The following is a 6,707-nucleotide window of genomic DNA, read 5'->3' on the forward strand; positions in this document are numbered from 1 at the left end:
GCTATGGGTTTCAAGCAAGTTGGTCTGCTGTACGGCTGTGTGATGCTGGTGGCCGGTTGTGCCGGCACCGGTGGTTATGCGCCGGTGGTGGACTCCGGGCGGCCGGTCTCCAATGAGGATATGCAGACGGGGGCGGGAATGCGTGGTCAGGGCCAGCCCGCCATAGTCCAGCCCAGTCCGCAGCAGGACGACGGCGGTGTGATCGTCATGGTGCCGGACGGCATGGGGGGTTCCAGCGCCGTGCAATCCTACCCCCTCGACAGCTCGCCGGTCAGCAGTCAGCCCCAGGGCAGTCAGTCGGCACCGAGCAGCGGGTCATCCGGCGGAGCTCTGCAGGATGACGAGAATCTTTCCGGCCCGGTGCTGGCATTGCTGACCTCGGCACGGCAGCAGGAAACCAGTGGCGATCTGGGTAGCGCCTCGGCCAGCCTCGAACGCGCCCTGCGCATCGCTCCTCGCGAGCCGCAGGTGCTCTACCGTCTGGCACAGGTGCGGCTTGAGCAGGGCGATGCGGCGCAGGCCGAGCAGCTGGCCCGTCGTGGCCTGTCCTATGCTGCTGGTCGGCCGACCCTGCAAGCCGGCCTCTGGGAGCTGGTGGCCCAGGCCCGCGAGCGTCAGGGTGATGCAGCCGGTGCCGCCGAAGCCCGGCAGCGCGCGCGGGTCGCGCTCTGATGCAGGCCTGGCATGAGCTGGCGGACGAGCTTCTGCTGCTGCAGCGAGAACTGCAGCAGCTCGGGCTCTGGTCGCTGCAGGCGCCGAGCGCAGCTGCGCTGGCCAGCCGTGAACCTTTCTGTGTTGATACCCTGGCCTTCGAGCAGTGGCTGCAGTGGGTCTTCATTCCCCGCATGGCGCAGATCGTGGAGCAGGGGCAGGGCATGCCCGGTGGTTGCAGCATTCAGCCGATGGGTGAAGAGGCCTTCGCCCATCTCGGCCGCCAGGCCGGTGATCTGCTGCTGATCCTCGGCCGTATCGACAGGGTTGTGACGCGGCTGGCCGTTCAGCCCTGATCCTTGCAGTGCTGCTCCAGGTTCGCCTGGGTGTCGGCGATCAGTCGCTGGCGTTCATCCTCCCCGATCCGCTCCACCTCACCGTCGGCATTGGTGCGTCTGAGCCTGGGGTTGTCCTGCAGGGTCTTAAGGTCCGTCCGCAGCTGCTGGCAATAGGTACGCAGCTGTTCGGCCCGGGCCTGTTCCTGCTGCCGTTGCTGGGCCTGTGCCTCTGTCTGGGCGGGGTCAACCGTTGCTGGCGCAGCCGGTTCGCGCAGCTCACCGCCGATCGGGGCGGGGGCGCGGATATCCCGCTGCTGGTAGGGGGTATTGGCCGGCGGCAGCTGGCTGAACTGCACTCTCCCTTGTGCATCCGTCCACTGGTAGATCTGCTGGCCCGCGGCGCTGGTGCAGAACAGCGCCAGAGCCATGAGTGTCATCGACTTTCGCATGTGTTCCCATCCCTGTATTGAGCATCGAAGTAAGGCTACTATAGCCAATTGCCGAAACCGGGGTATATGGCAATGTCCGGGTCGTGCAGGAAGCTGCGGCTTTCGTCTCAAGTTGACTTGACTTGACGGTCTCGAATGTAAACAATTCGAGGTTCTCATGAGCATGCTGTGATCGGGGCCTACTCGGCCGCCGGGGCAGTCTGCTTTGTTGCTCAATCCGGGAGGCGACGATCCTCATGCTCCCGGCCTGGCCCCGTACGCGTTACCTCGCGCTGGGTGAGACGCTCCCGCTACCTGCGGTCGGGCAGTCTCCATTGCACGCAGTCAAGCTGTTGCATGACAACCACCGTTGCCAATGCACTGCCGAGCAGTAAACAGGTATCCTGCCGCTCGCCCGTGGGTGAACGGTATGCTAGAGGTGATTCAAAAGTGGAACTTTTATCCGGCGCTGAGATGGTCGTCCGCTCCTTGCGTGACGAAGGTGTTAAGTTTATTTACGGGTACCCCGGCGGTGCCCTGCTGCACGTGTATGACGCGATTTTCCGTCAGGACGACGTGACCCACGTTCTGGTGCGCCATGAGCAGGCGGCGGCCCACATGGCCGACGGCTATGCCCGGGCCACCGGCAAGCCGGGCGTGGTGCTGGTGACTTCGGGTCCCGGCGCAACCAATACCATTACCGGTATCGCTACCGCGTACATGGACTCCATCCCCATGGTGATCATTTCCGGACAGGTGGCCAGTCACCTGGTCGGTACCGATGCGTTCCAGGAAACCGACATGGTCGGTATTTCCCGCCCGATCGTGAAGCACAGCTTCATCGTCAAGGATCCGCGCGAGATTCCGGAGATCATCAAGAAGGCCTTCTATCTGGCACAGACCGGTCGTCCCGGCCCTGTGGTCATCGATATTCCCAAGGACATGACCAATCCGGCGGAGAAGTTCGAGTACAGCTACCCGAAGAAGGTCAAGCTGCGCTCCTACAATCCGGCCGTGCGCGGCCATTCCGGACAGATCCGCAAGGCCCTGGACCTGCTGGTCGAGGCGCGCCGCCCGATCGTCTACTCCGGTGGTGGTGTGATCATGGGTGGTGCTGCTCGTCAGCTTACCGACCTGTGCAAGGAGCTGGGCGTACCGGTCACCAATACCCTGATGGGTCTGGGCGGCTTTCCCGGCACCGATCGCCAGTTCCTCGGCATGCTCGGCATGCACGGCAGCTATACCGCGAACGTCGCCATGCACCATGCGGATGTGGTGATGTGTGTCGGTGCGCGCTTCGATGACCGGGTAATCAACGGTGCATCCAAGTTCTGCCCGAACGCCAAGATCATCCATATCGACATCGACCCGGCCTCGATCTCCAAGACCATCAAGGCAGACATTCCGATCGTCGGTCCGGTCGACAGCGTCCTCAACGAGATGCTGGCCATGACCCGTGAGCACAAGCTCAAGCCCAAGGCCGAGGTGCTGGCTGCCTGGTGGAAGCAGATCGATGAGTGGCGCGGTGACGGCAAGCTGTTCCCCTATGACCAGGGTGATGGCAGTGTCATCAAGCCGCAGACCGTGATCGAAACCCTGTGGGACGTGACCCGGGGCGATGCCTATGTCACCTCCGACGTGGGTCAGCACCAGATGTTCGCGGCCCAGTACTATCCGTTCGACAAGCCCAATCGCTGGATCAACTCCGGTGGCCTGGGCACCATGGGCTTCGGTCTGCCGGCGGCCATGGGCATCCAGCTGCATCATCCGGACGCCGCCGTGGCCTGTGTCACCGGCGAGGGCAGTATCCAGATGAACATCCAGGAGCTGTCGACCTGCCTGCAGTATGACCTGCCGGTGAAGATCATCACCCTGAACAACCAGGCCCTGGGCATGGTTCGCCAGTGGCAGGACATGCAGTACAACAGCCGTTACTCGCATTCGTACATGGAGTCGCTGCCCGACTTCATCAAGCTGACCGAGGCCTATGGCCACGTCGGCATGCGCGTGGAGAAGCTGGAAGACCTGAAGCCGGCGATGGAAGAGGCCTTTGCCCAGACCAAGCGACTGGTATTCATGGATATCCGCGTGGACAACACCGAGCACGTCTACCCGATGCAGATTGCCGGCGGATCAATGCGTGACATGTGGCTGAGCAAGACGGAGCGTACCTGATCATGAGACACATCATTTCCGTACTGCTGGAGAACGAGCCCGGTGCGCTGTCCCGTGTGGTCGGTCTGTTTTCCCAGCGCAACTACAACATCGAATCCCTCACCGTGGCTGCCACCGAGGACCCGACCCTGTCGCGTCTGACGCTGACCACCATCGGCCAGGAAGAGGTCATCGAGCAGATCACCAAGAACCTCAACAAGCTGATCGAGGTGGTGAAGCTGGTCAATCTGTCTGAAGGCGCGCACATCGAGCGCGAACTGATGCTGGTCAAGATCAAGGCCACCGGCGCCCAGCGCGCCGAGGTCAAGCGCACGACCGACATCTTCCGCGGCCAGATTGTGGATGTCACCAGCAGTGTGTATACGGTCCAGCTTACAGGGACGTCTGATAAACTGGACAGCTTCATCGAAGCGGTTGGTCCGGCGTCGGTCCTGGAAGTCGTGCGCACCGGTGTATCCGGCATTGCGCGCGGTGAAAAGGTTCTGAGCATCTGAACAAATGAGAGCGGCCGTACAACGGCCGCATAGCAAGGGGATTTACATGCAAGTTTATTACGACAAAGACTGTGATCTGAGCATCATCCAGAGCAAGAAAGTGGCCATCATCGGCTACGGCTCCCAGGGTCACGCCCACGCCTGCAACCTGAAGGATTCCGGTGTCGACGTGACCGTGGGCCTGCGCCCGGGTTCCTCCTCCATCGCCAAGGCTGAAGCCCATGGTCTGAAGGTCACCGACGTGCCCGCCGCTGTGGCTGCCGCCGACGTGGTCATGATCCTGACTCCTGACGAGTTCCAGGCTCAGCTGTACAAGCAGGAGATCGAGCCGAACCTGAAGCAGGGTGCCACCCTGGCCTTCGCCCACGGTTTTGCCATCCACTACAACCAGATCGTGCCGCGCAAGGATCTGGACGTGATCATGGTTGCTCCCAAGGCACCCGGCCACACCGTGCGTTCCGAGTTCGTCAAGGGCGGCGGTATTCCCGATCTGATCGCCATTTACCAGGACGCTTCCGGTAACGCCAAGAACGTTGCCCTGTCCTACGCCAGCGGCGTTGGCGGCGGCCGTACCGGCATCATCGAAACCACCTTCAAGGACGAGACCGAAACCGACCTGTTCGGTGAGCAGGCTGTTCTCTGTGGTGGCGCGGTGGAGCTGGTCAAGGCCGGTTTCGAAGTACTGACCGAAGCCGGCTACGCGCCGGAAATGGCCTACTTCGAGTGTCTGCACGAGCTGAAGCTGATCGTCGACCTGATGTACGAGGGCGGCATCGCCAACATGAACTACTCCATCTCCAACAATGCGGAGTACGGTGAGTACGTGACCGGCCCCGAGGTGATCAACGACGAGTCCCGTGCTGCCATGCGCAACGCTCTGAAGCGCATCCAGTCCGGCGAATACGCCAAGATGTTCATCGCCGAAGGCTCCCTGGGCTACCCGTCCATGACCGCTGCCCGTCGCAACAACGCTGCTCACCCGATCGAGCAGGTTGGTGAGAAGCTGCGCGCCATGATGCCCTGGATTGCATCCAACAAGATCGTGGACAAGACCAAGAACTGATTCCGGTTCGGGGTAGGAAAAACGCGGCTTCGGCCGCGTTTTTTTATGGCCCAAGCCCATGAGGGCTGGCTATCCGGCGGCCAAGTTTGCGACACTGCATGCTCAGTTTGCATGTTCAAGGTTCCAAACATGAAAGACGATCTGCAACAGGACAACGGTTTCGAGGCTGAAGGTCCCCACACGCTGCTCCCCATTGACGAGCATATCGAGGAGGTGCCCGGCCCAGATGGCAAGAAGGTGCGCCACCGCGGCATCTACCTGCTGCCCAACCTGTTCACCACCGCTGCACTGTTCTCCGGCTTCTACGCCATTGTCAGTGCCATGAATGGCAACTTCTCCCATGCGGCCATCGCCATTTTCGTGGCCATGGTGCTGGACGGTCTGGACGGTCGCGTCGCGCGGCTGACCAATACCCAGAGTGCCTTCGGCGCCGAATACGATTCGCTGTCGGACATGGTCGCCTTCGGTGTGGCGCCGGCGCTGGTCGCCTTTACCTGGGCGCTGGATGGCATGGGCAAGGTCGGCTGGATCTTCGCGTTCATCTACGTGGCGGGGGCGGCCCTGCGCCTGGCCCGTTTCAATACCCATATAGGGTCGGCCGACAAACGCTACTTCACGGGGTTGGCCAGCCCATCCGCCGCCGGCCTGGTCGCGGGTATGGTGTGGTCGCTCAGCGATTTCGGTATCGAAGGGCAGGACATCGCCTGGCTCGTGGGCATTCTCACCGCTCTGGGCGGTCTGTTGATGGTCAGTAACGTGCGCTATTACAGTTTCAAGGATCTGGATATGCGCGGGCGCGTGCCTTTCTTCGTGATCCTGCTGGTGGTGCTGATCTTTGCGGTGATCTCCACCGACCCGTCGCGCATCCTGTGGCTGATCTTCATCGCCTATAGTGTCTCCGGCCCGGTTCAGGCGCTGTGGCGCTGGCGGGGCAAACGGCGTCGGAAAGACGAGATCGAGCCGGCTGAATAAAAGGGCTTGACGAGGCGGCGAATGGGTCTATAATTCGCCACCTTATCGCCGCGGCGGCCGGTTCAACCCCGCCCCGAGGCAGTGAAAAAGGTTTTACGGAAGGCGTTGACAAGGGGTTCTGATCCTGTAGAATGCGCCTCCCTGACACGGCAAGCGAACAGCTTCCGGGTCGATCGCCAGGCGGTTTCGAGGCAACAGAATAGAAACAAAAACGCTTGACAGATCAGAAGGTTGGCGTAGAATGCGCGGCCTTGGTTGAACGAAGTGGCAACCGAATCGCTCTTTAACAAATTGGAATCAAGTAATTCGTGTGGGTGCTTGTGAGTAGCTGGATGATCGCAAGATTATCAGCCTTGCAAGTAACTCGTGAATTCATGAGTTTATTAAAGGCTGAGCCAAGTTTAGGGTTTTCTCAAAACCCGATCAGTATTTAACTGAAGAGTTTGATCATGGCTCAGATTGAACGCTGGCGGCAGGCCTAACACATGCAAGTCGAGCGGAGGAAGGGAGCTTGCTCCTGGAATCAGCGGCGGACGGGTGAGTAATGCCTGGGAATCTGCCTGGTAGTGGGGGATAACGTCTCGAA

At 61.0% G+C, this 6,707-nt stretch carries 7 protein-coding genes and 1 rRNA gene; 7 read left to right on the forward strand and 1 reads right to left on the reverse strand.

What is annotated here, in order from left to right; translation table 11 throughout:
• Positions 1-3: 3 nt before the first annotated feature.
• Both BM046_RS12070 and BM046_RS12075 read left to right on the forward strand, forming a co-directional pair.
• Positions 4-672, forward strand: a complete 669-nt coding sequence (locus tag BM046_RS12070) for a tetratricopeptide repeat protein (RefSeq protein ID WP_090539803.1) — start codon at positions 4-6, stop codon at positions 670-672.
• On the forward strand, positions 672-1,007 hold the full coding sequence (locus tag BM046_RS12075) for a YqcC family protein (RefSeq protein WP_407920443.1): 336 nt from the start codon (positions 672-674) through the stop codon (positions 1,005-1,007). Before BM046_RS12070 ends, BM046_RS12075 begins: the two co-directional genes overlap by 1 nt.
• Here the strand turns inward: BM046_RS12075 and BM046_RS12080 are convergent.
• Complete coding sequence (locus BM046_RS12080; RefSeq protein ID WP_177197854.1) at positions 998-1,438, reverse strand: DUF4124 domain-containing protein; 441 nt, start codon at positions 1,436-1,438, stop codon at positions 998-1,000. The genes BM046_RS12075 and BM046_RS12080 overlap by 10 nt on opposite strands.
• 429 nt (positions 1,439-1,867) lie before the next feature.
• Here BM046_RS12080 and BM046_RS12085 point away from each other — a divergent pair, with 429 nt between their 5' ends.
• The 5 genes from BM046_RS12085 to BM046_RS12105 all read left to right on the forward strand — a co-directional run.
• Positions 1,868-3,592, forward strand: a complete 1,725-nt coding sequence (locus tag BM046_RS12085; RefSeq protein ID WP_090539809.1) for an acetolactate synthase 3 large subunit — start codon at positions 1,868-1,870, stop codon at positions 3,590-3,592.
• A gap of 2 nt (positions 3,593-3,594) precedes the next feature.
• Positions 3,595-4,086, forward strand: a complete 492-nt coding sequence (ilvN, locus tag BM046_RS12090) for an acetolactate synthase small subunit (protein WP_090539811.1) — start codon at positions 3,595-3,597, stop codon at positions 4,084-4,086.
• Positions 4,087-4,132: 46 nt separating this feature from the next.
• A complete protein-coding gene (ilvC, locus tag BM046_RS12095; RefSeq protein WP_090539813.1) occupies positions 4,133-5,149 on the forward strand; it encodes a ketol-acid reductoisomerase in 1,017 nt (338 codons plus the stop codon).
• A gap of 129 nt (positions 5,150-5,278) precedes the next feature.
• Complete coding sequence (pssA, locus tag BM046_RS12100) at positions 5,279-6,121, forward strand: CDP-diacylglycerol--serine O-phosphatidyltransferase (RefSeq protein ID WP_090539815.1); 843 nt, start codon at positions 5,279-5,281, stop codon at positions 6,119-6,121.
• Positions 6,122-6,552: 431 nt separating this feature from the next.
• A 16S ribosomal RNA gene (locus BM046_RS12105) occupies positions 6,553-6,707 on the forward strand; the annotation flags it as partial.

Source organism: Halopseudomonas formosensis (assembly GCF_900115905.1).
Lineage (GTDB): Bacteria > Pseudomonadota > Gammaproteobacteria > Pseudomonadales > Pseudomonadaceae > Halopseudomonas > Halopseudomonas formosensis.